General features: G+C 39.8%; 26 protein-coding genes and 1 other annotated feature. Of the genes, 23 read left to right on the forward strand and 3 right to left on the reverse strand.

What is annotated here, in order from left to right:
* The first annotated feature begins 4 nt into the window (after window positions 1–4).
* The 5 genes from rplT (at window position 5) to BK583_RS06850 (ending at window position 3,329) form a co-directional block, all read left to right on the forward strand.
* Window positions 5–364, forward strand: coding sequence for a 50S ribosomal protein L20 (rplT, locus tag BK583_RS06830; RefSeq protein WP_038481803.1), 360 nt, complete (start codon window positions 5–7; stop codon window positions 362–364).
* Between the two features lie 56 nt (window positions 365–420).
* Window positions 421–678: a DUF1294 domain-containing protein gene (locus tag BK583_RS06835; protein ID WP_038481800.1), complete on the forward strand. Its 258-nt coding sequence runs from the start codon at window positions 421–423 to the stop codon at window positions 676–678.
* A gap of 29 nt (window positions 679–707) precedes the next feature.
* A complete protein-coding gene (locus BK583_RS06840) occupies window positions 708–1,292 on the forward strand; it encodes a TVP38/TMEM64 family protein (protein WP_038481797.1) in 585 nt (194 codons plus the stop codon).
* A gap of 187 nt (window positions 1,293–1,479) precedes the next feature.
* Window positions 1,480–1,806 carry a DUF485 domain-containing protein gene (locus tag BK583_RS06845; protein WP_038481794.1) on the forward strand — a complete coding sequence of 109 codons (327 nt, stop codon included), beginning with the start codon at window positions 1,480–1,482 and terminating at the stop codon, window positions 1,804–1,806.
* Complete coding sequence (locus BK583_RS06850; protein ID WP_038481791.1) at window positions 1,803–3,329, forward strand: solute symporter family protein; 1,527 nt, start codon at window positions 1,803–1,805, stop codon at window positions 3,327–3,329. The genes BK583_RS06845 and BK583_RS06850 overlap by 4 nt, the downstream gene beginning before the upstream one ends.
* 49 nt (window positions 3,330–3,378) lie before the next feature.
* Here the strand turns inward: BK583_RS06850 and BK583_RS06855 are convergent, their stop codons facing one another.
* Window positions 3,379–3,786 (reverse strand): hypothetical protein, encoded by a 408-nt coding sequence (locus BK583_RS06855; protein WP_055736243.1) that lies wholly within the window; start codon window positions 3,784–3,786, stop codon window positions 3,379–3,381.
* A 173-nt stretch (window positions 3,787–3,959) separates the two neighbouring features.
* Here BK583_RS06855 and BK583_RS06860 point away from each other — a divergent pair, with 173 nt between their 5' ends.
* Window positions 3,960–5,030: a M42 family metallopeptidase gene (locus BK583_RS06860; RefSeq protein WP_496196930.1), complete on the forward strand. Its 1,071-nt coding sequence runs from the start codon at window positions 3,960–3,962 to the stop codon at window positions 5,028–5,030.
* 17 nt (window positions 5,031–5,047) lie between these two features.
* Window positions 5,048–5,332 carry a hypothetical protein gene (locus BK583_RS06865; RefSeq protein WP_038481785.1) on the forward strand — a complete coding sequence of 95 codons (285 nt, stop codon included), beginning with the start codon at window positions 5,048–5,050 and terminating at the stop codon, window positions 5,330–5,332.
* Between the two features lie 281 nt (window positions 5,333–5,613).
* Here the strand turns inward: BK583_RS06865 and sspI are convergent, their stop codons facing one another.
* Window positions 5,614–5,820, reverse strand: a complete 207-nt coding sequence (gene sspI, locus BK583_RS06870; RefSeq protein ID WP_035397702.1) for a small acid-soluble spore protein SspI — start codon at window positions 5,818–5,820, stop codon at window positions 5,614–5,616.
* A gap of 115 nt (window positions 5,821–5,935) precedes the next feature.
* On the opposite strand from sspI, the gene BK583_RS06875 reads away from it, so the two are divergent.
* The 15 genes from BK583_RS06875 (at window position 5,936) to uvrC (ending at window position 23,691) form a co-directional block, all read left to right on the forward strand.
* Window positions 5,936–6,679, forward strand: a complete 744-nt coding sequence (locus tag BK583_RS06875; protein ID WP_055736244.1) for a TrmH family RNA methyltransferase — start codon at window positions 5,936–5,938, stop codon at window positions 6,677–6,679.
* A 50-nt stretch (window positions 6,680–6,729) separates the two neighbouring features.
* Window positions 6,730–6,940, forward strand: a binding site (T-box leader).
* 54 nt (window positions 6,941–6,994) lie between these two features.
* Entirely contained in the window at window positions 6,995–8,029 is a 1,035-nt protein-coding gene (gene pheS / locus BK583_RS06880) for a phenylalanine--tRNA ligase subunit alpha (RefSeq protein WP_055736245.1), read from the forward strand.
* A 15-nt stretch (window positions 8,030–8,044) separates the two neighbouring features.
* A complete protein-coding gene (gene pheT, locus BK583_RS06885) occupies window positions 8,045–10,471 on the forward strand; it encodes a phenylalanine--tRNA ligase subunit beta (protein WP_055736246.1) in 2,427 nt (808 codons plus the stop codon).
* A 287-nt stretch (window positions 10,472–10,758) separates the two neighbouring features.
* On the forward strand, window positions 10,759–10,995 hold the full coding sequence (gene zapA / locus BK583_RS06890) for a cell division protein ZapA (RefSeq protein ID WP_038481773.1): 237 nt from the start codon (window positions 10,759–10,761) through the stop codon (window positions 10,993–10,995).
* Between the two features lies 1 nt (window position 10,996).
* A complete protein-coding gene (locus BK583_RS06895) occupies window positions 10,997–11,536 on the forward strand; it encodes a CvpA family protein (RefSeq protein WP_055736247.1) in 540 nt (179 codons plus the stop codon).
* A 48-nt stretch (window positions 11,537–11,584) separates the two neighbouring features.
* Window positions 11,585–13,315, forward strand: a complete 1,731-nt coding sequence (gene polX, locus BK583_RS06900; RefSeq protein ID WP_055736248.1) for a DNA polymerase/3'-5' exonuclease PolX — start codon at window positions 11,585–11,587, stop codon at window positions 13,313–13,315.
* Window positions 13,315–15,678, forward strand: coding sequence for an endonuclease MutS2 (locus BK583_RS06905; protein WP_055736249.1), 2,364 nt, complete (start codon window positions 13,315–13,317; stop codon window positions 15,676–15,678). Before polX ends, BK583_RS06905 begins: the two co-directional genes overlap by 1 nt.
* Before the next feature lie 12 nt (window positions 15,679–15,690).
* On the forward strand, window positions 15,691–16,101 hold the full coding sequence (locus tag BK583_RS06910; protein ID WP_038481759.1) for a DUF350 domain-containing protein: 411 nt from the start codon (window positions 15,691–15,693) through the stop codon (window positions 16,099–16,101).
* A 310-nt stretch (window positions 16,102–16,411) separates the two neighbouring features.
* A complete protein-coding gene (locus BK583_RS06915) occupies window positions 16,412–18,112 on the forward strand; it encodes a long-chain-fatty-acid--CoA ligase (RefSeq protein ID WP_055736250.1) in 1,701 nt (566 codons plus the stop codon).
* A 124-nt stretch (window positions 18,113–18,236) separates the two neighbouring features.
* A complete protein-coding gene (gene fadR, locus BK583_RS06920; RefSeq protein ID WP_038481756.1) occupies window positions 18,237–18,836 on the forward strand; it encodes a fatty acid metabolism transcriptional regulator FadR in 600 nt (199 codons plus the stop codon).
* 5 nt (window positions 18,837–18,841) lie between these two features.
* Complete coding sequence (locus BK583_RS06925; RefSeq protein WP_055736251.1) at window positions 18,842–19,612, forward strand: enoyl-CoA hydratase; 771 nt, start codon at window positions 18,842–18,844, stop codon at window positions 19,610–19,612.
* Between the two features lie 17 nt (window positions 19,613–19,629).
* Window positions 19,630–20,400, forward strand: a complete 771-nt coding sequence (locus BK583_RS06930; protein ID WP_055736252.1) for an electron transfer flavoprotein subunit beta/FixA family protein — start codon at window positions 19,630–19,632, stop codon at window positions 20,398–20,400.
* A 14-nt stretch (window positions 20,401–20,414) separates the two neighbouring features.
* A complete protein-coding gene (locus BK583_RS06935; protein WP_055736253.1) occupies window positions 20,415–21,380 on the forward strand; it encodes an electron transfer flavoprotein subunit alpha/FixB family protein in 966 nt (321 codons plus the stop codon).
* Window positions 21,381–21,542: 162 nt separating this feature from the next.
* Window positions 21,543–21,857: a thioredoxin gene (gene trxA / locus BK583_RS06940; protein ID WP_035397723.1), complete on the forward strand. Its 315-nt coding sequence runs from the start codon at window positions 21,543–21,545 to the stop codon at window positions 21,855–21,857.
* A 58-nt stretch (window positions 21,858–21,915) separates the two neighbouring features.
* Window positions 21,916–23,691 carry an excinuclease ABC subunit UvrC gene (gene uvrC, locus BK583_RS06945; RefSeq protein ID WP_038481744.1) on the forward strand — a complete coding sequence of 592 codons (1,776 nt, stop codon included), beginning with the start codon at window positions 21,916–21,918 and terminating at the stop codon, window positions 23,689–23,691.
* 19 nt (window positions 23,692–23,710) lie between these two features.
* Here uvrC and BK583_RS06950 read toward each other — a convergent pair whose 3' ends face one another.
* Complete coding sequence (locus BK583_RS06950) at window positions 23,711–24,133, reverse strand: YslB family protein (RefSeq protein ID WP_236702394.1); 423 nt, start codon at window positions 24,131–24,133, stop codon at window positions 23,711–23,713.
* A gap of 295 nt (window positions 24,134–24,428) precedes the next feature.
* Here BK583_RS06950 and BK583_RS06955 point away from each other — a divergent pair, with 295 nt between their 5' ends.
* Entirely contained in the window at window positions 24,429–25,037 is a 609-nt protein-coding gene (locus tag BK583_RS06955) for a succinate dehydrogenase cytochrome b558 subunit (protein WP_038481741.1), read from the forward strand.
* The last annotated feature ends 31 nt before the right edge of the window (window positions 25,038–25,068 follow it).

A 25,068-nucleotide genomic window follows, 5' to 3' on the forward strand; every position in this document is an offset into this window, starting at 1 on the left:
TGCGATGCCAAGAGTAAAAGGTGGATATGTCGCTCGTCGTCGTCGTAAAAAGATTTTAAAACTAGCTAAAGGATATTACGGTTCTAAACATACGTTATTCAAGTCCGCTCAAGGACAAGTAATGAAATCACTTCAGTATGCTTACCGTGACCGTCGTCAGAAAAAGCGTGATTTCCGTAAGCTTTGGATTACACGTATTAATGCAGCTGCTCGTATAAATGGTCTTTCTTACAGCCGTTTAATGCACGGATTAAAGCTTGCTGAAATTAACGTAAACCGTAAAATGCTTGCAGAACTTGCTGTAAATGATGAAAAAGCATTTGCTCAATTAGCTGACCAAGCAAAAGCTAGCTTAAATAACTAATATAAAGTACAGCCATTTGGCTGTACTTTTTTAAAGTATATAGGAGAAGATAATCAATGCTTGTTTATCTTAGTTTGCTTTCGGTTTTTACTTTTATTGTAATGGGTATGGATAAGCACAATGCACGCCATCAAAGAAGTAGAATACCGGAAAAGAGTCTATTTTTATTTGCTATAATTGGTGGTAGTGTCGGCTTACTAGCAGGTATGTATAGTTTTCGCCATAAGACAAGGAAGCCCTCATTTAAATATGGAATACCGGCAATTGTTGTTTTGCAACTAGCTGTAGGGTTGTTCATTTACACATCGTTGTAACATATACATGGTAATAAGGAGGCATGACGATGGACGGCTTACTTACAGACGCACTCGCCTATATTGAAGCTGCTGGCTGGTTGGCACCGGTATTATTTATTGTTCTTCATATTTTACGTCCAGTGTTGTTTCTACCTGTTTTGCTTGTAACGCTAGCTGGTGGTTATGTATTTGGACTTTTCTACGGAATGATTTTTTCATATGTTGGATTAATGGGAGTGAGCCTAACGTTTTATTGGCTCATTGAGCGTTTTCCAAAAGTGTATAACAAGCTAAAAATGGTTAAAGAAAAATTGCTCGGCTCGAAAGCAAGTTTAACGATTTGGCAACTACTTCTTTTGCGTATTATGCCATTTGTTCACTTCCATGCTCTTTCCTTTTATGTAATGGAAGAGTCTAAGCATTATCGTGATTATGTTAAACAATCAGCAGTGATGAATATTTCACCAGCTATTGTCTATACTGCATTCGGTGGATTAATCCATGAGTTACCACTACCTGGCTTAATCGTGTTTTCTTTATTCCTAGCTTTATTTATGTTTATTATTCGTCCTAAAAAGCCTACCGACGCGTATCAGCCAAATGACATTGACGCCCCTTTACCTCAAAAGTAAAGGGATTTTCTTTTTTTAGAGGTCGATAGATGGATAGAAAGCGTGGAATGAGAGAACGTAATTTTTATTTTTAGAAAATTAATAATTGACTTATTGATAGCGTTTACATAAACTAAGTATATTCTGATTTGTTTAAGGAGGAAAATCGATTTACTAATGAATAGTGATTCATAAAGGAGGAGTCGGCGTGAGAAAAAATCAGGATTCATACTATGAGAAAATGGAGAAGAGCCCGTCATTTAAACGTCTGATGAAAGAGAAAAAAGGCTTTTTAGTTCCTTCCATCATCTTTTTTATGATGTTTTACTTTTCGTTACCAATACTTGCCGTTTATACAGACGTATTAAATGGACAGGTCTATGGCGATATTACGTGGGCTTGGGTGTTAGCTATAGCACAATTTATCATGACTTGGACTTTGTGTACCCTCTACGTACGAAAAGCGGCTAAATTCGATAAACTCGCTGAAGAGGTAATTGAAGAAAGTGAGCGGAAAGAGAGGGCTAGTCTATGAACCCAGCCGTCATTACACTGTTTTTAGCTATCGTTGCCTTAACTCTTGTTATTACGTATTTTGCTGCAAAGCGGACAAAAACAGCAAGTGAATTTTATACAGCAGGAGGTGGGCTTACAGGTTGGCAAAATGGCTTAGCCATTGCTGGGGATTATTTATCTGCGGCTTCCTTTTTAGGGATAGCAGGCGCAATAGCCCTTTTTGGATTTGATGGTTTCTTTTATAGTATTGGTTATCTAGTTGCGTACCTCGTCGTTATGTTTATTGTTGCTGAGCCGTTGCGTAACCTAGGAAAATATACGCTAGCGGATATGATTCATTCTCGATTCGATGCTCGAAAAGTTCGAGGTGTCGCCGCTGGAAGTACGATTACCATTGTCATTTTTTATATGATTGCGCAACTTGTAGGGGCCGGTGCACTTATACAACTTCTTTTCAATATCCCTTATACATGGGCTGTTTTATTAGTCGGCGTGATGATGACAACGTATGTACTTTTTGGAGGAATGACGGCAACGAGCTGGGTTCAAATTGTCAAAGCTGCATTGCTTATGATTGCTACAGTTCTTATTTCTATTATGGTGCTGTTTCAATTTAACTTTAATATTGCTGAGATGTTCTCAACGGTCAGTTCAATGGAAGGAGAAGGGTTCTTAAATCCAGGTGGCCAAGGAAGAGCACCAATTGATTCCATTTCCTTAATGCTTGCATTAGTGCTCGGTACAGCAGGGCTTCCACATATTCTCATGCGTTTCTTTACAGTAAGAGATGCGAAGACAGCAAGAAGTTCTGTTGTAACAGCGACGTGGATTGTTGGGATTTTCTATTTATTGACGATCTTCTTAGGCTTTGGTGCGGCTGCTTTTGTTGGTTCGGATGCTATTATGGAAGCAAATCCAGCTGGGAATATGGCTGCCCCATTATTAGCTGAGGAACTTGGTGGAGAACTATTCATGTCGTTTGTAGCAGCTGTTGCGTTTGCGACCATTCTTGCCGTTGTTGCTGGTCTGGTTTTGTCAGGAGCATCTGCATTTGCCCATGATGTGTATGGACAGATTATTAAAAAGGGTAAAGCAACACCAAAACAAGAAGTAGTAGCAGCACGACTAGCTTCTGTCACAGTTGCGATCTTGTCAATTATACTTGCCCTATTCGCGCAAAATATGAATGTTGCTTTTTTAGTTGCGCTAGCATTCTGTGTGGCGGCAAGTGCGAACCTCCCAGTCATTGTATACACAATCTATTGGAAGCGTTTTAACACAGCAGGAGCTATTACGGCTATGCTATCAGGTCTACTGTCTGCGTTGTTCTTAGTTGCTGTTAGTCCGAACGTCATAAAAGCTGATGGCACTGCGTTTATAGTCGGTGATCCGTTAATTGATTTAACGAATCCAGCAATTATATCAGTCCCAATTGGCTTCTTAGGAGGCATTATTGGAACCTATTTATCTAAAGAACGGAATGAACAAAAATATTCTGAAGTAAAGGTTCGCGCTAACATTGGATTGAAGAAAGCCGAGTAATAATAAACGCCAGCTTACTCAAAAAAGAGTATGCTGGCTTTCTTGTTGCTTACGTAGTAGGTTGAGCGCTAGTTGATGATGATTTCATGAACTCTTTAACTGGTTTTGACCATTCTATTGTAGCTTTCGGATAGCGAATTCGAATTTCTTCTTCTAAAAAATGAAAATCTTCATAGCGAAATCCCTTTAAAGAATGCTGATCCAAGTGCATATGAATACGTGTAATGTCAAAGGAATCAGCTGTAGCCTCTAAATATTTCTCCCCTTCAAACAATAAGCCCTTATACGTAATAAAAAAATTTTTTCGGACATTTTCTTCTTCATCAAGGAAATAAAATTCTCTCTTTTCCTGTGCCTTTGTCAGCTTCCTCTCAGGCTTTATTATATATTTAATGAGGCTATAAGCAATGACAATTATGGTTAAAATAATGAGAATGCGGAATAGAATAACAAGCATGGAGGACAGCTCCTTTCAAAATAGATCCCTTACTAGTCATACTACGTAAGATGGAAAAGGAAGGTTTCAATAATTAGTTATAAAGTTTCCCGAACAACTTGTCTACTAAACGTTTGTTGAAAAAAAGAAATTTCGTTATACTAACGGTATTGCGCAAAGAGGGAGTGCTTAATTTGGATCAACAATTACAAATGCTAAAAGATTTAACAGATGCTAACGGAATTTCTGGCTTTGAGAAAGAAGCTAGGGATGTAATGAAATCATACATCTCTCCATATGCGGATTCAATCGAAACAGATCACATAGGAAGTTTGATTGCGAAGAAAGTGGGCAATGAAGCAGGTCCAAAAATTATGATTGCTGGCCATTTAGATGAAATTGGCTTTATGGTGACGACAATTGACGATAAAGGTTTCCTCCGTTTTCAAACGATTGGTGGCTGGTGGGGGCAAGTTATGCTTGCGCAACGAGTGACCATTATGACGAAAAAAGGAAATGTTGCAGGTGTCATTGGCTCTAAACCACCTCATGTTTTGTCACCAGAGGCTCGAAAAAAACCTGTTGATATAAAAGACATGTTTATAGACGTTGGGGCAAGCTCCAAAGAAGAAGCAGCTGAATTTGGAATTATGCCTGGAGATGCTGTTGTACCTGTTTGCGAATTTACTGTAATGAAAAACGAAAAGCTATTAATGGCAAAGGCTTGGGATAACCGCATCGGCTGCGCAATCGCGATTGACGTCTTAAAGCAGTTACAAGGTCAAGAGCACCCTAATGTTGTTTATGGTGTGGGTACTGTTCAAGAGGAGGTAGGATTACGAGGAGCAAAGACAAGCGCTCATGCTGTTCAACCTGATATTGGATTTGGTGTTGATGTAGGGATAGGAGCTGATACACCTGGAACGAAAGGCGAAGGTACCCTAGGTAAAGGTCCACAAATTATTTTGTTTGATGCATCGATGATTCCTCATAAAGACCTTCGAGATATTGTTATACAAACAGCAGATGAAAATCAAATACCGTATCAATATGATTCCATCGCGGGTGGAGGTACCGATTCTGGCTCGATTCACTTAACAGCGAATGGTGTACCAGCACTGTCTATTACGGTTGCGACGCGATACATCCACACTCATGCAGGTATTTTACATCGAGATGACTATGAAAACACAGTGAAGCTGTTAGTGGAAGTGATAAAAAAATTAGACGCAGACACAGTAAAACAGTTAACGTTTGGTTCATAAGTAAAAGGGGTTAGCAAATGAATCGATACGGAAAGTGGTCTTTTGTGTTAACGGTCATTTCTTCAATGATGCTAGGCGTATTTGCAGTGTTTCTGCTAACCGGATTTGCGACAGCTTTTCCTTCATGGGTAACCAATGCCCTCGGCTCCATTGCCTTACTCGTCTTATTTGCAAGTGTTGGCTTTAGTTTGGCTTCCCTTGGAAAAGGAGAAAAGGGAAAGTGGAAATTGGCGCCGTGGGTTCTAATCGGGTTAAGCGTTGTTGTGTTATTTATTCTAATTAATGTTGTTTATATCCAGTAACGTCACTTGGGATGATTACGAATTAAATCAATGCCATATAAGAAGATGCAAAGATGGAGAATAAATAAGAAAAAGCGAAATCCGCGGAACCCATATGTTTCCATCGGGTGGTGAAACATAAACGATATACCGTAGCACAATAATAGAATTGCAAGTATGGAAAAGAACCATCGAAATAACAAAAGGTACACCTCAATAAAATAGACATGCTTTATGTCTATGTCGTGAAAAAGACAAGTAGTCTTATACACAAAAAAAGCGAGCGGAATCGCTCGCTTTTTTTAGTTTAAGCCTTTGCTAATATCAGCGCAAAGTTGATCTTTTGTTGATTCATCTGCTTGCTGCCAGTACACTTCAAAGAGAACGCCGAGACCAGGAAGCATCTTTTCTTCTCCGCTTTGTATAGCGTCTAAAATCGTTGCTTCAACGTCTTCTTGACTTGATCCTTGAATATTAGACATAATAGCACCACGTAAGTTAAATCCCATGCGATTACCCCCTAGGTTAAATGAATCCTCTATAGTATGGCTTTAAAAGGGTAGAAATTATGTATAAAACAAGCTATTCTTTTAGGAAGAACAGTAAAAAAGAGAGGCTAGACAGTTGAAGACAATTGAATCAACGAAAAATGAACGGGTAAAAGCATGGAAAAAGTTACACACGAAAAAAGGGAGAGAGCAGACTGGTTCCTTCCTTATAGAAGGTGATCATTTAGTTGACGAGGCACTTGCCGCATCTGTTGTGATTGAGACAATTATTACAACTCGCAAAGAGTATGTGGCGAATTTCTCTGGTTCAATTTACTATGTTACACAAGCGGTTATGGCCGAATTATCAATGACCGAAACACCGCCAGGTATCATCGCTGTTTGCCAAAAAAGAATAATGAAGCAACCGACGTCTTTAGACGGAATATACGTATTGCTTGATGGCGTTCAAGATCCAGGAAATGTTGGTACGATTATACGTACGGCACTTGCCCTACATGCGTCAGGCGTCATTCTAGGAAAAGGAACAGTGGATTTATATAACGATAAAGTCATTCGCTCGACCCAAGGTGCTTTGTTTCACTTGCCCATTTACACAGGTGATCTTCATCAATGGGTAGAAATGTTTAAGGAGGAAGCTGTACCTGTCATAGGCACCGCTTTAACAAACGCTTCTCCAATAAACAGAGGTCAAACCTATCCAGCTTTTGCACTACTTGTAGGGAATGAAGGAGAAGGCGTACAGCCCTCTTTACTTGCTCAAACCACCGAAAACGTCTATATTCCAATCAATCATGATTCGGAGTCACTTAACGTAGGAATTGCAACAGGCATTTTGCTTTTTTCTTTACAAGGGTAGCCTTGCACATTAAAGATAAGTTGATTATAATAGAAGACAATAAAATAATAATAAAAGCAATGATAGAGAGTAGTACGTTCATGACCACCTTATAGGGAGAAGTTGTCTAGACTGGAAGCAACTTTAAGGAACGGCAGGGCTGAATTCACTCTGGAGCTGTCCTCTTAAAAGAGGATACCGGTTAAGAGCCGTTATAGTGAATGAAGTCAACGTTTTTACGTATGTGAACTAAGGGTGGTACCGCGAGCTTTCGTCCCTTTCCAGGGGATGGAGGCTCTTTTTGTTGTTTTCTTGAATGCTAAGGGAGGCTATAAGATGCGAGAACAATTAGAAGGATTAAAGCAAGAAGCGCTAGCTAAAGTAACAGCAGCTCAATCAGAGAAAGAATTACAAGACGTACGCGTCGCTTATTTAGGAAAAAAAGGTCCAATTACGGAAGTGTTACGTGGGATGGGTAAGCTATCTGCTGAAGAGCGTCCAGTTATTGGCGCACTGGCTAATGTCGTTCGTGACGATATTAAAGCAGCTATTGATGAAAAAATGGAGGTAATGGCTGCATCTGCTCTTGAACAGAAGTTAAAAGCAGAGACAATTGACGTGACGCTGCCTGGACGCAAACCGAAACAAGGAACAACGCATCCACTAAATCAAGTCGTTCGCGAAATTGAAGAAATCTTTTTGGGAATGGGCTTTTCAGTTGGTGAAGGTCCTGAGATTGAAACGGACTATTACAATTTTGAAGCATTAAACTTACCGAAAGATCATCCTGCTCGTGACATGCAAGACTCTTTCTATATAACAGAGGACACACTACTTCGAACGCAGACATCTCCCGTACAAGCACGAACAATCGAAGCCCATAAAGGGAAAGGGCCAGTTAAAGTAATTGCACCAGGGAAAGTTTTTAGACGTGATGATGATGACGCCACACACTCTCATCAATTTATGCAAGCTGAAGGGCTTTATGTAGATAAAGACGTTCGTATGAGTGATTTAAAAGGTGTACTTGAACTCTTTGCTAAACAATTTTTTGGACAAGACCGCGATATTCGTTTACGACCAAGCTTTTTCCCTTTTACAGAGCCGTCAGTGGAAATTGATGTGTCTTGCGGGATTTGTAAAGGACAGGGCTGTCGAGTGTGTAAGCAATCTGGGTGGATTGAAGTATTAGGCGCAGGGATGGTTCATCCGCGTGTACTTGAGATGAGTGGGTTTGATCCAAATGAATACAGTGGATTTGCTTTTGGAATGGGTGTTGAGCGCTTAGCAATGTTAAAGTATGACATTGATGATATTCGTCAGTTTTATACAAATGATCACCGGTTCCTACAACAGTTTCATACAAAGTGAGGGGAGAAAAAATAAATGTTAGTTTCATACGAATGGTTACAACACTACATTGAAATAGACGATATTACGCCAGAAGAAATTGCGGAGAAGATGACGCGGAGTGGAATCGAAATTGATTTTATTCATAATCGAAACAATGGCGCAACCAACATCGTTGTTGGTTATGTAAAAGCAATAGAGCAACATCCAGACGCAGATAAGTTAAATGTCTGTCAAGTAGATATTGGTGAAGAAGAACCGGTTCAAATTGTGTGCGGGGCCCCAAACGTTGATGCTGGTCAATATGTAGCTGTTGCGAAAGTTGGAGCACGCTTACCTGGTAATGTAAAGATCAAAAAGGCAAAATTACGAGGGCAACTTTCTCAAGGAATGATTTGCTCTTTACAAGAACTTGGAATTGAGGGGAAGCTTGTTCCAAAGCGCTATGCAGAAGGGATTTATGTTTTTTCTGAAGATGCAGCAGTAAACCCTGGAGATGATGTGCTTACCATTATGGCATTGAATGACCGAGTGCTCGAACTAGACCTTACAGCAAATCGCTCAGACTGTATGCATATGATTGGTGTCGCCTATGAATTAGCGGCTTTGTATGATCGTCCTGTTAAATTGCCAAAAGCAAAAGTGAGAGAAATTAAGGAAATGGCTGAAGAACATATAAGCGTTCAAGTCGATCATGCTCAAGATACACCATTTTATCAAGCATTAGTCATAAAAAATGTTCAAGTTGGACCTTCCCCTGCTTGGTTGCAAAATCGACTAATGGCAGCAGGAATTCGTCCGATAAGCAATGTTGTTGACGTGACAAACTATGTATTACTTGAATATGGTCAACCATTACATGCTTTCGACTTTCATGCTCTTGGAACAGGAGAAATTCATGTTCGACGCGCGTACAACGACGAATCATTCACTACATTAGATGGAATTGAGCGGACATTAAGCGAAGAGCAACTCGTTATTACGAATGGTAAAGAGCCTGTTGCTCTAGCAGGGGTAATGGGTGGATTGGATTCAGAAGTGACAGATTCTACAACTACGATTGTTCTTGAAGCGGCATCATTTGCGCCTGCACTTGTTCGGAAGTCATCTAAATTAATGAATCTTAGAAGCGATGCAAGTGCTCGATTTGAAAAGGGAGTCAATGAGAGCAGGATTGGAGAAGCAGCGAGAAGAGCTGCATACTTGATTCAAGACTTAGCTGGCGGTCAAGTGTTAAATGGTGATGTAACCGTTGATCATCGTGTGAAAAAAGAAACAACGATCTCTCTTAACTTGGAGCAAATGAATCATCGTTTAGGAACGGGTTTAACTATATCAGAGGTGGCTAACATCATGGGACGCTTACAGCTTCCATGTGAAAAAGTAGACCATGATCTCGTTGTCACCATCCCTGAGCGTCGAAAGGATCTTGTGATAAAACAAGACCTCTATGAAGAAGTCGCTCGCATACACGGGTATGATAACATTCCTTCTACTTTACCCATTGGTACAACAACCCAAGGGAAACGGTCACCAAAACAGCTTGTTCGCTCTCAAATTCGTAGTGTTCTAAGCGCAGCTGGATTGGCAGATGTCATCAGCTACTCTTTAACAAGTCCTGCAAAAGCAACACGTTTTGTAGAGGATGTCTATCGACCGATACGAATTGACAAGCCGATGAGTGAAGAACGCAGTGTTATGCGGACGAGTTTGTTGCCACATTTATATGATATCGCCGCCCATAACCGTAATCATCGTAATCAAGACCTATTTATTTATGAACTAGGTTCCGTCTTTTTAACAACGGAAGAAAGATTAACGGTATTACCTCGAGAAGAAGAACGCGTTGCAGGTCTTATTAGTGGTACCTATTTAAATCACATGTGGCAAGGCGAGAAAAAACAAAGTGATTTCTTCTTGTTGAAAGGCATGGTTGAGCAACTATTTGCTTCACTTGGTTTAACAGCAGACGTGACTTTCAAGCAAACAGAACAAGCGGATTTTCATCCTGGTCGTACCGCAACGATCCTGTTAAAGGGTGAGCCAATTGGAATAATAGGACAAGTACACCCTGCTCTTGAGGATGAATGGCACCTTGATGAATCATATGCGTTTGAATTAACAATAGAGCCGCTTTTCAACCAGGCTAATCAAATGGTTCTGTACCAAGGTGTACCTAAATTTCCATCAATTGGACGGGACATTGCTCTTGTAGTAGATCAGCACATCCCTGTTGCCGACCTAACAACCGTTATTGAAGAAGCAGGTGGTAGTTTACTTAAGCAAGTTAACCTATTTGATTTATATGAAGGTGAGCATTTAGAAGACGGTAAAAAGTCAGTTGCTTTCTCGTTAACGTATCGTCATAACGAACGCACGTTAACTGATGAAGAAGTGCAAGAGCAGCATGAACAAGTGTTGCAAGCTTTAACAGCTACGTATCAAGCGACATTACGTTCGTAAGAAAAATCCCCCCTTGTTTGCTTAAATGATGAGCTTTTCCAATAAGTCACTTTTAGTGATAAATGGAAAAGCTCTTTTTTGATTTGACACTATTGCATGTGTAAAAATTCTCTTGTACTGGACAAAGAAAAGGAACAGCGCATCTACTTAAAGGGGAATTTATGTGAAAGAATGGAAAAACTGCGCCAGCGTTGGGAGTCAGCTATTTAGCAGTTTCCAATTTAAGTCTAACATGGTATGATGAAGATTAGTTTCAACTAATGCCTTAACGGTATGGAGGTTCTCTCGTGGAAAATGACGATAATAAAACGAGGACGACAGTCCGTATTCAAGGTCAAACGTACAATGTGGTAAGTGAAGAACATGCTGCCCATGTCAAAACGGTTGCCAAATATATAGACGATAAAATGGACGAACTAAAAAAAAGAAATCCATATTTAGATACAACGAAATTGTCCGTACTCACTGCATTAAATATTGCGGATGACTATTTAAAATTAAAACGAGACATTGAAGGAGAGTAAGATGCTCAGTTTAATCATCCTTGTATTATTGCTCTTTGGTTTCTTTATTGGAAGACGCCGAGGGTTTATTTTGCAACTCATTCATTTAGTAAGCTTTTTTGTAGCAATCTTTATTGCATGGCGGTATTATGAGCCATTAGCAAATACGATACGACTATACATTCCGTATCCGGATTTTTCTGGTGATGGCGCCATTGGCATGATTATTCAATCGTTCGATGCAGAAAGCGTGTATTATTCAGCCATCGCGTTTGCGATTCTCTTTTTTGTGACAAAAATTATTCTGCATATTATCGGATCGATGTTAGATTTTGTTTCTCATTTGCCGATATTAAAAACGGTAAACAGACTTTTAGGAGGCGTATTAGGTTTTCTAGAGATTTATTTGCTCCTATTTGTTTTGTTATTCGTCGCAACCGTTATCCCAGTAGGGAGCGTTCAAGAGGCGCTTCAATCATCCGTTTTGGCCGATCTAATGATTAATCATACACCTTATTTATCAGACTGGTTAAGTGAATTATGGGTAAGACCTTCATTTTAATGATTGCTCGCGCATAGCGAGCTTTTTTTTGTAAAGGAGTGTTAGAAGTTGGATAAAAAACAAGTCATTCAAACCATTGAAGAAATTGCACGTTATTTAGAAATTAAAGGGGAAAATACATTCAAAATTTCTGCCTATCGAAAAGCGGCACAAGCTTTGGAGAAGGATGAACGACCTTTGCAAGAGATTGATAAACCACAGCAACTTGCTGGAATTGGGAAAGCTACTTCAGAAGTTATTTTAGAGTTAAAGGACACAGGGCAGTCAACAGTGTTGCGCGAGCTACAAGAAAGTCTACCTGCCAGCTTAATAGAACTTATCGAAATACCAGGTTTAGGTGGCAAAAAAGTAGGGCGCTTGTATCGAGAGTTAGGGATTGAAAGTAAAGAGGGGTTGCTAGAAGCAGCTAAATCGAAGACAATTCAATCACTTGAAGGGTTTGGAGCTAAATCTGAAGAGAAAATGATTCAAGCGATTGAGTCGTGGAATGAACGACCTGACAGATTTCCCCTAGCGGCTGTTTTGCCTATAGCGAAAAAGGTAGAAAGTCAATTAAGCGAATGGTCAGAAGTCATCCGTTTTTCAAGAGCAGGGAGTTTAAGACGGTTAAGTGAAACCGTAAAAGATTTAGATTACATTATTGCCACCGATCAACCGGCTGAAGTGAAACAGCGCCTTCTTGATTTACAGGATCGAACCGATATTATTTCAAAAGGTGATACAAAAGTTTCGTTGAACATAAAAGGAAACCCTCATACTGTGTCTGTCGATTTCCGCATTGTGACAGATGAGGCTTTCGCCACTGCTTTGCACCACTTTACAGGCTCTAAAGACCATAATGTTCGGATGAGGCAGTTAGCCAAACAACAAGGTGAAAAAATAAATGAGTATGGTGTAGAGGTACTTGAAACCGGCGAAATCCTCACATTTCCTAACGAGACTGCTTTTTTTCACCATTTTCATACTGCCTATATTCCTCCTGAAGCACGAGAAGATGGTACAGAGGTTGATAGATATCCAATTGAAAAACCATATAAGCCCTATGTAGTGCAGTCCGACCTACACATGCATACGACATGGAGTGATGGAGCTCAGTCAATTGAAGAAATGGTCGAAGCTGCAAAAGAAAAGGGCTACCGTCATATTGCCATTACGGATCATTCACACTATTTAAAAGTGGCAAATGGACTTTCAGTTGAACGGTTAAAAGCACAGCATCAAGCGATTCGGGATTGGAATGAACGCCATACGGATTTTTTAATTTTTACTGGGATTGAGATGGACATTTTGCCAGATGGCAGTCTCGACTATGAAGATGACGTGCTAGCATCTATTGATTTTGTCATTGCGTCTATTCACTCTTCTTTTTCACAGAGTAAATCCGCTATTATGAAACGATTGAAGCAAGCGATGTTTAATCCTCACGTCGACATGATTGCGCATCCTACCGGACGTTTAATCGGAAAGCGGGCAGGTTATCAAGTAGATGTGGAACAGCTTATTCAATGGGCAAAAGAGACAGGCACTGTCTTGGAACTAAATGCGAATCCAAACCGTCTCGACTTAGAATTAATGTGGCTAAAGCGGGCGGTTGAAGTTGGGGCACCTCTTGCAATCAATTCCGATGCTCATCGGATAGAGATGCTAGATGATGTTGTTTATGGGTATGGACAAGCAACAAAAGCGAAAGTACCTCATGATACAATTATGAATACATGGTCAACGGAAAAATTGACTGCATGGTTAAATACGAACAAGCAGGACAGGAGGCTTTACTAATGGAGCACGTACTCCGAGTGTTAGAATACGATAAAATGAAAGCGCAGTTGATTGGGTTTGTGGCATCAAGCTTAGGAAAACAGCGTGTACAAGCATTGAAGCCTTTGATCGATTTAGAGGACGTACAATTAGTACAAAACGAAACGGCTGAAATAAGTAATATTATTCGCCTAAAAGGCCATGTTCCATTAGGTGGAATTAGTGATATAAAAGCCCATGTAAAGCGAGCAGCAATTGGAGGGGTACTTTCTGCAAGTGAACTCACAGAAATTGCTTCAACTCTTTACGGAAGTAAACAACTTAAGTATTTTTTTGAAGAGATTATTGATGAGGGGAATATTGGTATTCCGTTGTTGCAAGAACGAATACAAGTCCTCGAACCATTGTCACCACTTGAAAGGGAGATCAAAAGCTGTATTGACGATTATGGGACTGTTTTAGATCAAGCGAGTCAAGCATTACGTACGATTCGTCATCAAATGCGTAGTTATGAATCGACAATTAAGTCTAAACTCGAATCCCTCACTAGAGGAAGCACTACGAGAAAAATGTTATCTGACGCTATTGTAACGATTCGTAGCGACCGCTATGTTGTTCCGGTTAAGCAAGAATATCGAGGAAGTTTTGGCGGAATTGTTCATGATCAATCTTCATCGGGAGCGACGCTGTTTATTGAACCTGCATCAATCGTCATGTTAAATAATCAGTTAACAGAAGCGAAAGCGAAAGAAAGAAGAGAGATCGAACGTATTTTGACGGAACTGTCATCAAAAGTAGCTGAAGAAGAAGCACAATTACTAGTCAATGTAGAGACATTAGCGGATATGGATTTTATTTCGGCGAAAGGCTACTATGCAAAGTCGATTAAAGGGGTAAAACCCATTTTAAACAATCAAGGGGTCATTGATTTAAAACAAGCGAGACACCCTTTATTGCCAAGTGAAGACGTTGTTCCAAGTGATATCGCTATGGGAAATCAAGTTCGTTCTCTCGTTATAACAGGACCGAATACAGGTGGTAAAACGGTTACCCTTAAAACAATTGGTCTGCTAACGGTGATGGCTCAATCAGGACTCCATGTGCCTGCTGATGAAAAAACAGAATTAGCTGTATTCGAGCATGTATTTGCAGATATTGGGGATGAGCAGTCTATTGAGCAAAGCTTAAGTACCTTTTCATCTCATATGAAGAACATTGTTTCGATTTTAGAGAAAATGAATGCAAATAGTCTTGTGCTTTTTGATGAGTTAGGAGCAGGAACCGATCCAACGGAAGGCGCAGCACTTGCCATTGCCATTCTTGATTTTGTTTACAAGAAAGGAGCTTTGGCAGCAGCAACAACGCATTATAGTGAATTAAAAGGGTACGCGTTTAACCGGGATGGTGCGATTAACGCTAGCGTTGAATTTGATGTAGAAACCCTTCGACCGACTTACCGATTGCTCGTTGGTGTACCTGGACGAAGCAACGCCTTTGCGATTTCGAGACGTTTAGGCCTTGCAGAAGACATTATTGCGGACGCGAAACTACAGATTGATAGCAATTCGACACAAGTGGAAAATATGATTTCTTCTTTAGAAGATAGTCGTAAATCGACTGAACAAGAATGGAGTCAAGCACAACAAGTACGGCTTGAAGCAGACAAGCTTCGAACTGAATTAGAAGCAAAACTCGACGAATTTGAACGAATGAAAGAAAAAATAATGGAAGAAGCAGAGGCAAAAGCAGCAAAAGCAGTGGCTGATGCGAAAGAAGAAGCTGAAGTGATCATCTCTGAGCTAAGAGATTTGCAAAAAGCCGGCTATCAAGTTAAGGAACACCAGCTTATTGATGCACGAAAACAGTTGGATCAAGCTGTGCCAAAGCTCAATAAAAAGCAAAAACAAGTGAAGAAAACGGCGGAAAAAGCGAAACGTATTCCAAAAGCTGGCGATGAGGTAAAAGTCATCAGCTTTAATCAAAAAGGTACTGTTGTAAAAAAGGTTACGGACAAGGAATTTCAAGTTCAACTTGGTATTATGAAAATGACCGTTGCCATTGATGATATACAAGTGCTGGAACAAGCAAAGTCTTTAGAGCCTCAAAAAGCAATTACAACCATTCGTGGGAATGATGCTCATGTAAAGGCGGAGCTAGACCTACGTGGTGTCCGCTATGATGATGCGATGAATCGAATTGAAAAATATATTGATGATGCGCTTCTTGCTGGTTACCACCAAGTCTCCATCATACATGGAAAAGGCACTGGGGCACTAAGAAAAGGTGTAAAACAATTTGTTGCTAGTCATCCACGAATTAAATCTTCTCGTGATGGTGGAATGAATGAAGGTGGACTTGGCAATACGGTTGTGGAATTGAAATAGGAGGCTATAGAGATGGAGCGCTTATTATCAAACGAATGGATTCAAACAATCGCAAATTATAGTGTAACGATATTAATGCTCATTGTTTTTCTGGCCATTTTTGAAACAGTCACAAAGTACAATAACTGGGAAGAAATTAAGCAAGGCAACGTCGCTGTAGCAATGGCTACTGGTGGGAAGATGTTTGGCGTGGCGAATATATTTGCCAACGTCATTCATCAATCTGAATCGTTGCTTATGATGCTCATGTGGGGGAGCTTTGGCTTTGTACTTCTATTATTTAGCTATTTTATTTTTGAATTTTTAACACCGGGTTTTAATGTAGACGAAGAAATAGGCAATGATAATCGAGCGGTTGGTCTAGTATCTCTCCTTCTGTCAATTGGATTGTCTTTCGTTATTTCAGCAGGAATAAAAGGGTAGGGGAAAACCATGAAACTGTTAATTCGCATATTGTATATTTGCTGTGCTATTTTTGCGCTAGCAGGAATTCTATTTTTGTTCATATATGCGTAACGTGCTCAAAAGCGTAAAGAAACGGACATTGTTCGTTTCTTTTTTAATGGACAAGCGGAGCTAGGGTAAAGGCTGATTTCTAGAGTGAAATTCTTTTAGAACACATATTTTTTTGAAAAAATAAGAAAAAACAATTGGAAACTGTAAGCGATTACAATACAATGGAAATGAGGAGAATACATTTCTATTGTGAGGAGCCTGAATGAGGAGGGGAACGATGGAGATCGTTGAAAAAAGATGGACGAAGCACTATCCGAAAACTGTAGAGGGATCCATGCATTATGATGAGCTTCCGTTGCAACATTTTTTCACTGAATCTGCCAAGGCGTATCCTGAACACGAGGCTGTTCATTTTTTAGGAAAATCAATCACTTATGAGGATTTGCATAATCAAGCCGTTTCTTTTGCAAATCAGCTGATTAAATTGGGGGTGAAAAAAGGGGACCGAGTAGCAATTATGTTGCCAAACTCTCCACAGTCAATCATCAGTTATTACGGCATTTTAATGACAGGTGGAATTGTTGTTCAAACAAACCCTCTGTATGTGGAACGAGAACTCCAGCATCAGTTATCTGATTCAGGAGCGAAACTAATTGTTTGTCTGGACTCAGTCTTACCTCGAGTACAAAAGGTAATGGAGCAAACACCACTTGAACTGATTATCGTTACAAGTATTCCCGATTACTTACCATTTCCAAAAGGCATGCTTTTTCCACTTGTACAGAAAAAGCAAGGTATTCCTAAAGTGAAAGTGGAATACTCAGATCGGATATTACGGTTTACGAAACTCGTTAAAGAGGGAAGTCTTCAGCAGCCGGATGTTGAAGTCACTAGCACAGATGTTGCTTTATTGCAATATACTGGGGGAACTACCGGACTAGCGAAAGGCGTTATCCTCACCCATTATAATCTTGTTGTGAATGCTCAACAGTGTGATGCATGGCTCTATAAAGCTAAACCCGCGAAAGAACGTGTACTCGGTGTGATGCCATTTTTTCACGTGTATGGTATGACAACCGTTATGAATGTCGCCGTATTGAAGGCACAAACAATGGTTCTTTTGCCACGGTTTAACCCGAAAGACGTACTAAAAACAATTGAAAAGCAGAAAATAACGCTATTTCCAGGTGCACCAACGATGTATATTGCGCTCTGTAAGCAAGAAGATATTACTGAATATGATTTAACGTCTGTTAATGCATGTATTAGTGGCGCGGCTGCTCTTCCATTAGAAGTTCAGCAGAAGTTTGAAAAGTTGACAAATGGTCGAATTGTAGAAGGATACGGTTTAACGGAAACTTCTCCAGTGGCATGTGCCAATCCTATATGGGATAAGCGGAAGCCAGGAAGTGTAGGCATTCCTTGGCCAGATACAGATGTGATGATTTTCTCATTAGAACGTGACGGACCTGCAGAAATAGGAGAAATTGGGGAAGTGTTTATAAAAGGTCCCCAAGTGATGTCAGGCTATTGGAACCGTCCTGAAGATACGAGTCAAACGTTTCATGGTGACTGGTTTAAAAGTGGTGACATGGGCCGAATGGATGAGGAAGGCTACGTCTATATAGTGGATCGGAAAAAAGAATTAATTATTGCAAGTGGCTATAATATTTACCCTCGTGAAATTGAAGAAGTATTATATGAGCACGAAGCAATTGTGCAAGCTGCTGTAATCGGTGTACCAGACGAATATCGTGGTGAAACTGTAAAAGCATTTGTTGTATTAAAAGAGGGTTCTTCCGTTACGGAAGAAGAGTTAAAGAGCTATTGCGCAAAACGAATGGCTGCCTTTAAACTTCCTAAGTACTATGAATTTAGAGAGGAATTGCCTGCTACATTAACAGGTAAAATATTGAAAAGAGTATTATTAGATGAAGAACGAACAAAGAGAGATGCCCACGAAAAAAAGCAAGCTTAGAACAAAAGGTTTCTTTGCTATGCAGGCAAAGAAACCAGTTTCTTATTTGACAATTATCCTCCCATTTACTATAATATCAATATGAATGAATACTCATTCATGATTGTGGTAAGGAGAGATTGTAGTGAGTAAACGTAAAGGTCAAAAATTCGATAAAATAATTGATGCAGCAGTATTAGTCATAGCGAAGCATGGGTTTCATCAAGCTCAAGTGTCTAAGATTGCAAAAGAAGCTGGAGTGGCAGATGGAACCATTTACTTATATTTTAAAAACAAAGAAGATATATTAATCTCCTTATTTCAAGAAAAAATGGGTTCTTTCGTTGAAACAAGCAACCTGAAAATTAAACAAGAGAAAACCATTGAAGATAAATTAAACGTGTTAATTTCGTCTCATTTTGCTCAATTGGAGAGGGATTATCACCTTGCTGTTGTTACTCAATTAGAGTTACGTCAGTCTAAAGTAGAATTGAGGCAAAGAATAAATCAAGTTTTAAAAGGATATCTTCTCTTAATAGACGAAATAGTACAAGAGGGGAAAAAAAGTGGCACGTTTCATGTCGATTTGGATCCTTTATTGGCGAGGCAAATGATTTTTGGAACGCTTGATGAAGTGGTTTCAAACTGGGTCATGTCCGAAGGAAAATTTTCGTTAACAAACCAAACAAACACGGTACAAGAAATGTTACTTCATGGCTTAACCGGTAAAAAGGAGAGGGGTTAGAGAGAATGGAGCATGTTATGTGGCAGGTTGAAGAAGGTGTAGCCATTGTGACACTAACTCGACCACCAGCCAATGCGCTTTCACGTGGCGTAATGGCTGAGTTAAACGAGATTTTTGAAAACGTATACAAAGACAATGAGATTAAGGCAGTGGTTCTTCATGGTGAAGGACGCTTCTTCGCCGCTGGTGCGGATATTAAAGAATTTACAGAAGTGAAAAATGAACAGGAGTTTGCACAACTAGGTCAAATTGGACAAGAAACGTTTACGAAAATTGAGCAATCCCCTAAACCAGTTATTGCTGCTATTCATGGTGCGGCGTTAGGTGGTGGCTTAGAGCTTGCATTAGCTTGTCATATACGACTGGCTGCAAAAGGAACAAAGCTCGGATTACCCGAACTAAATCTTGGCCTCATACCTGGGTTTGGTGGAACACAGCGATTGCCTAAACTCATAGGAAAAGCTAAGGCAATAGAACTGATGCTTACAAGTGAACCAATGACAGCAGAAGAAGGGTATTTAGTTGGGCTAATTAATCATGTCTTACCTGAAGAAGACGTTCTTTCAGCAGCGCGTTCAATGGCAACGGTCATTGCAGGAAAAAGCCCTCTCACCGTTCAAAAAACGTTAGAATTAGTGGAGTTTAGCGACAGCAAGCTAGAAGTAGGATTAGAGAAAGAACGTGCCGCTTTTGGAGATGTGTTTAAACAAGAAGATCGACATGAAGGCGTTCAAGCATTTTTAGAAAAGAGAAAGCCTGTATTTAAAGGGAATTAATAGAGGAGGGTTCATAGATGAATATTTTTGTTATTTTAAAGCGTACGTTTGACACAGAGGAAAAAATTTCAATAACAAATGGAAAAGTTCAAGAAGATGGTGCAGAATTTATTATTAATCCATACGATGAATACGCTGTAGAAGAAGCGCTCGTTCTACGAGAAGTCCATGGTGGTGAGGTAACCGTCGTAACCGTTGGCGAAGAAGATGCGGAGAAACAGCTTCGCACTGCGCTAGCAATGGGGGCAGATAAAGCGGTGCTCTTAGACAGGGAAGAGGTTGAAGAGAGTGACCCTTATACAACAGCATCGTTGCTGCATGCGTATTTCAAAGAGCAGGATTTTGATATTATACTAGCTGGAAATGTAGCTGTTGATGGTGGATCGGGTCAAGTTGGTCCAAGACTTGCAGAACTATTAGATATTTCACAAGTGACAACGATTACAAGTCTTTCTATTGATGGTCAAACCGCATCTATTGTTCGTGATGTGGAAGGAGACGAAGAAAAAGTAGAAGCACAGCTGCCTTTGCTCGTAACGGCTCAGCAAGGCCTGAATGAGCCTCGCTACCCTTCTTTGCCAGGGATTATGAAAGCGAAGAAGAAGCCTTTAGAAACACTTGACCTTGATGATTTAGAGGTGGAAGAAGAGGATGTTGAAGCAAAAACGTCTGTTAGTGAAGTGTATTTACCACCTGAGAAACAAGCTGGTAAGAAATTAGAAGGTGAACCAAGCGAACAAGTAAAAGAACTTGTTTCATTATTACGATCAGAAGCGAAAGTGATATAAAAGGAGGCTTCATCATGAGTAGAAAAACACTTGTTCTTGCAGAGGCGAAAAATGGTGAGTTAAGAAATGTATCGTTTGAATCCATTGGAGCAGCAAAGCAAATTGCTGATGGAGGGGAAATCGTAGCTGTTTTAGCTGGCGATACTGTGAGCGATCTGGCGAAAACGTTGTTTGCATATGGAGCAGACCGCGTAATCGGAGTAGAGAATGACGCACTGAAGCATTACACAACGGATGGGTTTAAACAAGCATTTTTACAAGTGTTCGATAAAGAAAACCCTGACGCAGTGGTTCTTGGTCATACGTCTATCGGGAAAGACGTATCACCACGATTGGCTGTGAAAATGGACGCTGCCTTATTCTCAGATGTTGTTGCCATTGAGGGCTTACACTTCACAAGACCGATATATTCCGGTAAAGCATTTGAAAAACGAACAACGCAAAGCGAGAAAATGATTGTGACAATCCGTCCGAACAATATTGTGGCACCGGAAAAAGATGAAACGAAAACAGGTGATGTGGAGACAGTAGCGGTTGATATTCGTGACTTATGCACCATTGTGAAAGAAGTTGTTAAGAAAGCGACAGGTGGGGTCGATCTATCTGAAGCAAATGTCATTGTAGCAGGAGGACGAGGGGTTAAAAGTGCTGATGGCTTTAAACCGTTAGAAGAATTAGCTGAACTCCTTGGTGGTGCAATTGGAGCTTCACGAGGTGCATGTGATGCGGAATACTGTGATTATTCACTGCAAATTGGGCAAACAGGCAAAGTGGTAACACCTGATTTGTACTTTGCTATTGGTCTATCTGGAGCGATTCAACATTTGGCCGGCATGTCAAACTCAAAAGTCATTGTTGCCATTAATAAAGATCCGGAAGCACCTATTTTTGAAGTGGCTGACTATGGGATCGTTGGAGACTTGTTTGAGATTGTACCGCTACTAACAGAAGAATTACGTAATGTATTAGTGACCAATTAAGTTTGAAAGCCATTTGCTTGAGCAAGTGGCTTTTCTTTTATAACTTTATCGTTTATCATAAATCAACAGTGGGCACTCTACATGGTAGAGCAAATTATTTTCTTGCTTCAAATGGAAGTGTTATACTTAAAGTACGTTGTAATGGAAAGGGGATTTTTAAAAATGGCAATTGTAAATGCAACTGATCAAAACTTTACTGAAGAAACAAAAGACGGTGTTGTACTCGTTGATTTTTGGGCACCTTGGTGTGGACCTTGTAAAATGATTGCACCAGTTCTTGAAGAGTTAGATGGAGACCTTGGCGACAAAGCAAAAATCGTTAAAGTTGACGTTGATGAAAACCAAGAAACAGCTGGTAAATTTGGTGTTATGAGTATCCCGACTTTACTTGTTCTGAAAGATGGAGAAGTCGTTGATAAAGCTGTTGGCTTCCAACCAAAAGAAGCGCTAGCTGAACTTCTTAACAAACAAATGTAAGACGATCCGCCTTCTTTTTAAAAGGAAGGCGGTTTTTTTACACATAGGAGGCCAATTTATGAATGATGCCATTCAAAATAAACTTCCGCTACTTCCTGATAAGCCTGGTTGTTACTTAATGAAAGATAAGCAAGGAACGATAATCTATGTAGGAAAAGCGAAAGTACTTAAGAACCGTGTGCGCTCTTATTTTACTGGCAGTCATGATACAAAGACACAGCGCTTAGTTACGGAGATTCATGATTTTGAATACATCGTTACTTCGAGCAATATTGAAGCGTTAATCCTTGAATTAACATTAATAAAAAAGCATGACCCTAAATACAATGTCCTGTTAAAAGATGACAAAAGCTTTCCTTATATTAAAATTACCAATGAAAAACATCCACGCCTTGTGATTACTCGCCAAGTAAAAAAAGATGGCGGAAAGTACTTTGGACCCTATCCAAATGCAGGGGCTGCTTCTGATACTAAAAAGCTGTTAGATCGTTTGTATCCTTTACGTAAGTGCCGAAAGATGCCAGATAGCGTTTGCTTGTACTATCACATCGGTCAATGTTTAGCTCCATGTGTGTATGACGTAACTGATAAACAGAATCAAGAAATGGTTCAAGAAATAACCCGCTTTTTAAAATACGGTCACACTGAGATAAAAGAAAGTCTTCAAGCAAAAATGACAGAAGCGGCTGAAAAACTGGACTTTGAACGTGCGCAAGAATTGAGAGATACGCTGATTCAAATGGATAAAGTGATGGAAAAGCAAAAAATGTCCTTTTCAGATCAAACCGATCGAGATGTATTTGGGTTTTCTTATGATAAGGGCTGGATGTGTGTCCAAGTCTTTTTTGTGCGACAAGGGCGATTAATTGAGCGAGATGTTGCCATGTTTCCGATTTATCAAGAAGCATCTGAGGAGCTGCTCTCCTTCATTGCACAGTTTTATTTAGAAAAGAACCATATTAAACCGAAAGAACTATTTGTTTCTGAGCATGTGGATGCAGAATTATTAACAGAACTCTTAAAAGTAAAAGTTAGCCAACCGAAAAGAGGACAGAAGAAATCTCTTCTTGACCTAGCGGAAGAAAATGCGGCAATTGCACTAAAGGAGAAGTTTTCATTAATTGAGCGAGACGAAGAACGAACGATTAAAGCCGTTGAACGTCTAGGAGAAGCAATGGGTATTTCAACACCTTACCGTATTGAAGCGTTTGATAACTCCAATATTCAAGGAGTAGACCCGGTATCTGCAATGGTGACTTTTATTGATGGCAAACCGGCACGAAAGCATTATCGAAAGTATAAAATTAAGACAGTAGCAGGACCTGATGATTATGGTTCTATGCGAGAAGTAGTGCGGAGGCGTTATGTACGGCTACTAAAGGAAGAAGCCCCATTACCCGATTTAATCGTAATTGATGGAGGCAGTGGTCAAATTACAGCAGCAAAAGAAGTTGTAGAAGATGAGTTAGGGCTGTCGATCCCTGTTTGTGGTCTGGCAAAAGACGCGACGCACAAAACGTCACAGCTCCTCATTGGTAGCCCACCTCAAGTAGTGACTTTAAAGCGAGATAGCCATGAGTTCTACTTACTACAGCGAATCCAAGATGAAGTACATCGATTTGCAATCACATTCCATCGCCAAACCCGTTCAAAGAGTTTTTTCCAATCTGCACTTGACGACATAACGGGTGTAGGGGAGAAACGAAAGCGCACACTTTTAAAGGCATTTGGTTCAATGAAAAAAATGCGGGAAGCGAGTGTAGATCAATTAGCAGAATATGTGCCTAGAAACGTGGCAAAGCAACTATATGAAAAACTGCAGTCAGAGAAGTAAACTGCAGTTTTTTTCTAGCTTATATGGCTACGGAGTCTTTATGATCAAAGTGAACGGTAAGACGAATTGCCTTGCCTTTTTTTGTGTAGGTGGCAGCTGTTGCAACCGCAAACTGGGTTTCAAGCGTCTCAGCTAGAAATCCTGCTTCTAATTGGTACGACCGTTCATCGTCTTTCGTCATCCATTCTCCGCTTAACTCATAGTGCCACTCATTTTTCTTTTGCTTAATTAAGGAGAGGTCTCCCCAATACACTTGTTTAAAAAACGTATGTAGTTCTTCTATTTGTTCTAGCTTATACTTTCGCGCTAACGATTTTCCAACCCAATACAATAAGTGATCATGCTCCTTGCCTAAAACAAGTTGAAGCACGTCGTTTCGGATTAATTCGTAGCCTTTTAATTGATGGTTTGTTTCACTCATTACAGCACCCCATTGTTTCAAAAAAAATTGCTCCTTCTATAGTACAGTTCTTTGAATCATTTGTCAGCCTTTTTAAAAGATCGATCAGACAGAAGATTCTAAACCCTTTTAAATCAATAAGAATTGAATCCGTTTTCTTGACTCAAAAAACCCCTAGGAGTAAAATGAAAGTGTTCTGTTTGTTTCATAGTTTTGTTGAATTTTTGTGAATAGGCAAGAAATGGAGCGGGAGGTACATGTATACGAAAGAGATAGAAATTGTCATTCATTTCTAAAAGGGGTAAGGAACTGGAAAACATATGTGGAGGGAACGTGTATGCCGAGTAATTTAGAGTACTTTAATCGAAGACTGCATTCGTTATTAGGAGTTATTCCTATTGGTATTTTTTTAATTCAACACTTTGTTATTAATCATTTTGCAACAAGAGGTCCAGAAGCTTTTAACCAAGCTGCACACTTTATGGAAAGCCTTCCATTTCGCTATGCACTTGAAATTTTTATTATCTTTTTACCAATTATGTTCCACGCAGTTTATGGCATTTTTATTGCTTTTAAAGGCAAAAGCAACACAAGCCGTTATGGATTTTTTAGAAACTGGATGTTCTTGTTACAACGTGTATCAGGCGTTTTCTTAGTAATCTTTATCGCTTGGCATGTCTGGGATACAAGAGTCCAAGCTATGTTAGGTCAAGAAGTAAATTACGAAATGATGGCAAATATCTTGCAAAACAATTGGATGTTTGCATTTTATATAGTGGGTATCGTCGCAGCAACTTTTCATTTTGCAAATGGATTGTGGTCGTTCGCGGTATCGTGGGGAATTACCGTAACACCTAAGTCGCAAAAAATTATGACGTATGTATCGATCGTTGTATTTATAGCACTTACATATGTAGGTGTTGCTTCAGCTCTGGCATTTGTGTAAATAAGACTTGCAACGTATAGGGAGTGGACGA

This window comes from Shouchella oshimensis, from assembly GCF_002019765.1.
Lineage (GTDB): Bacteria > Bacillota > Bacilli > Bacillales > Bacillaceae_D > Shouchella > Shouchella oshimensis.